The organism is Streptomyces sp. NPDC050264, from assembly GCF_040655895.1.
Classification (GTDB): Bacteria; Actinomycetota; Actinomycetes; order Streptomycetales; family Streptomycetaceae; genus Streptomyces.
Window position 1 is genome coordinate 24317 of record NZ_JBFAKV010000002.1, and the last position, 4026, is coordinate 28342.

Consider the following 4026-nt stretch of genomic DNA (forward strand, 5'->3'; position numbering starts at 1 on the left):
AGGCCCTGGTGCGTCGGACAGCTCCGGTGCCTTGGCGGGGCCTGGTACTTCGGCGGGACCCGATGCATCGGCGGGGCCCGGCATTTCGGTCGGACCCGATGCTTCGGCAGGGCTCGGGGTTTCGGGTGGTCCGGGGACTTCGGATGGCCCTGGTGCGTCGGACAGCTCCGGTGCTTCGGCGGGACCCGGTACTTCGGCCGGACCCGATGCCTCGGCGGGGACTTGGAGTTCGGAGGGCCCCGGGACTACGGACAGCCCCGAGGCGTCGGCGGAGCCGGGGGCCTCGGCCGGACCAGGTACCTCGGCGGGATCGGGAACCTCGGCCGGCCCTGGGGCCTTCGCCGGTCCCGGTACGTCGGCGGGTCCCGGTACGTCGGCTGGACCCGGTACGTCGGCTGGACCCGGTACGTCGGCGGGCCCTGGGGCCTTCGCCGCTCCCGGTACCTCGGCCGGTCCAGGAGCTCCGTCGGGGCCCGGTGCGTCGGCGGGGCCGGGCACCTCGGCGGGTCCCGGGGCCTCGGCCGGGCCCGGTACATCGGCCGGTCCCGGGGCCACCGCCAGCCCCGGCGGTGTCTCCGGATCGGGGAACACCTCGGCCTCCTCCGCCACGCCGTCGCAGCAAAGCGGCGGAGCCCCTGACCGCACGGTTCGGGGGGACGGAGACGGGGTCGCGGCGGATGGGGCGACGCACGCCGCGCCGTCGCCGGGCGGCGTCAACTCGGCCGCAACAGAGGTTAGTTCGGGGGCCCCCGGGACCGGCTCCGTCCCGACCGGTGATGTGCTGACCGGTCCAGGCCCCGACCAGAACCCCGCGCAGCCCCTGACGGTCGTGGTCTCGGAGGTGCCGCCGCCGGGGGAGGGGACGCCGGAGGCGACCGCGTTGCTGGACCGGGCCGGGACCGACCGGGCCGTGGTGCTCGGGCCGCCGGTCGCGTCGGACGGGACGGGGCCCCCGGTGCGCGCCGCCGTCGAGTTGACCCGCATGGGACCGGGCGGCCCCGTCCAGGTCCGCCCCCTCACCGGCCCGCCGTCCACGACAACACCGGACGGCACCACCGGCACGGCGAACATCCCGAACACCATGAGCACGTCGGACACCATGTTCCACGGCGCCGACGTGCTGCTGCCGCTCGCCGACGCACTCGGTACGGATCTCGCCCCGGACCCCGCACCCGCCACCCCGCACACCGTGCGGACCGAGAGCGGCGACCCGTTCGGCACTGGCCCAGATCGCCCGGCCGGCACCGAGAACTCCGGGACAGGACCCTCTGCCCCGTCTCGCCCGGAGGCGGAGTCGGTCACCGACCTGCACCTGGAGTCGGGTCATGGCCACGGTCACGGCTCCGGCGTCGGCGCGGGCGGACGCGCCCCCGGGGACGGCGGCACCCCGCCGCCCCCACCCGCCGTGCCGGACCACCCCGCGGTGTCGCCCGATGTCGTCCCACCGGCACCGGGACGGATCGTCGTACGGCCCGTGGAGCGGGCCGGTGCCACCAGCGACGACCGGGGACCCGAAGGCGAGCCGGTCGTCACCACCCTGGACGGCCACACGGTGCCCGTCGCACAGCTGCGGCGCTGGATCTCGGACGCGGTCACGGTGCCCCAACCAGGCCGTGCCGTACAGACGTTGACCATCTCTCAGAGCCCTGCCGAGGACGGCACGGCACACGCCGCGGGACGTCGCGAACTACTCGGCCAGAACACCTTCCGCGGAGTACGAACGACCACGCCCGCCCCGGAAGCACCACAGACAGCACCACAGACGGCACCGCCCGCTGCCCCGGAGACGGTCCAGGACACGCCCACCGCCCGCACCGTGTTCACCGGCCCGCCGACCCCCCTCCCCGGCTCCGACACCACGCGGGGCGCCGACTACTTCGCGGGACACGGCACACCCCGTACCGTCACACTCGGGACCGACGACGCGGCGCGTCCCACCGCCGTGTTCAGCGGCGTACAGCTCGGCGAGGTGCTCAAGTCCTGGGCACGGGACGGCGACCAGGACCGGCCGCTGGTCCTCTTCTCGTGCGAGACCGGGCGGCAGCCGCTGGTGGCGGGGCTGCCCGTGGCCCAGCACGTGGCGAACCGGACCGGACGGCAGGTCTACGCGCCGACCACCGAGGCCGGCACCGGGAGGGACAGCGACGGCATCGTCCGCGCCGTGCTCACCGAGGGCCCGGACGGGCCGGGCCGGTGGCGGCTGTTCACCCCCGAGCCGAGCGGCGCCGACCTGGACCGCGTGGCACGCGACGCCGGACTGCACACGGGCCCGGGACCGGCCGACCCCTTCGCCCGAGCCCGCACCCTCCAGCAGATCCGCACACTGCGCGACGTGCTCGGCCCGGACGCCGAACAGCGCCCGGAGAACCGGGACCTGCTGGCAGGTCTCGCGTACGTCGACGGCCTGCGCTGGCACAGCCCGGACACCGCGACCCGTTACGGCGACGGCCGGATGACCCCGGACCTGCTGCGCCGGATGGTCGGCGACCGGAGCGGCGTGACGCCCCCCACCGGCCCCGTGACCGAACCCTCCGTAGCCGAGTACACCGAATTCCTGCGCGCCGCGGCCGAGTTGCGTGCCACCGGCGGCCCCGACACCACGCTGGACGCCCTGCTGCCCCCGCCGCCGCCCGCGCTCCCGCCGACCGCCCTGATCTCGCAGGAGGACGTGCGTGGTCTCGCGTACGCGCCGTCCGCACGGGTCACCTGGTCGCTCTCCAGTACCCCGCTGAAACTGTCCGACCTGGCGCTCAGTCCCGCGGACACCGCCGAACTGGCCAGCCGCAGGCCGGATTTGGCGCCTGCGCCGGCTGCCCGCCCGGAGAGTCTCACCCTGTCCAGCAGTCCCGCGGCGACGACGGACACCGTGACCGTGCACGCGGACGGCAGGGCGTGGACGCGCCTGACCACCCCCGGCGACGGCAACTGCTTCTTCCAGGCGGTGCTCGACAGCGCGCGCGGCCAGAACGTACGGCCCGCGTGGGCCGAGCGGAACGTCGACGGCCTGCGTGCCCTGCTGCGTGACAGGATCACCGGCTCCGAGCTGGCCACCGCCGCGGCGGAGGCCACCCCGGACCCGGTCCTCGCCGTGGTGGACGATCTGCGGATGACCGCCCTCGCCGGGGTGCGCGACCCGGACGGGCAGCGCGACATCACCCGCAACTGGAACCGCATCGCGCAGGAGGTCGTTACCGACGGCGACGCCGCGCGGTGGCGGCGCATCCTGAAGGACAGCGGCTACCCCCAGCTCGCCGAGGTGGCGCCCACCCCGGCCGACGCGCGACGGCTCGGCACCGAGGGGCTGCTCGCCGCGGCCGCCGAACATTCCGGCCTGTGGTCCTCCCCCTTCGCCGACCTGCTCCCGCAGGCCCTGGCGCACACCCTCGACCTCGACCTGCGACTCGTCCAGCCCGACAGCCACGCGCCGGGGAGCACGTACGTCACCGCTCTCCACCCGGGCGCTGGGACGGGAACCCTGCACCTGGCCTACAACGGCGTCGACCACTACGACGCCCTGATCCCCACCCCCACCCCGGAACCGACAACCCCCGCCCCGATCCCGTCGGACTCGACCCCGACGACGCCGACTCCCGCCCCGATCCCGGTGGTCTCCGATCCGGCGGTGCCGACTCCCGACCTGGCCCCGGTGGTGCCGGTTTCCGGTCCGAGTCCGGTGGTCTCCGATCCGGTGGTGCCGACTTCCGAGCCGGCCCCGGTGGTGTCGGCTCCCGGTCCGGCTCCGGTGGTCTCCGACTCGGCGGCGGCAACCCTCGACCCGATCCCGGTGGTGCCGGCTCCTGCCCCGGTCGCGGCGGTTTCCGATCCGGCGGCGCCAACCCCCGCCCCTGCCGCGGCGAACTCCGACGCGGCCACGCCGGCCCCCGACCCGACCCCGGCGGTGCCGGCTTCCGCTCCGACTCCGGTGGTCTCCGACCCGGTGGTGCCGACTCCCGACCCGGCCTCGGTGGTGCCGACTCCCGACCCGGCCCCGGTGGTGCCGGCTTCCGCTCCGACTCCGGTGGTCAC

Annotated in this window: 1 pseudogene; it reads left to right on the forward strand. The window is 75.6% G+C overall.

The window, feature by feature from the left end:
• Positions 1-778 precede the first annotated feature (778 nt).
• Positions 779-4026, forward strand: a pseudogene (locus tag AB0J02_RS03015) (hypothetical protein); the annotation flags it as partial.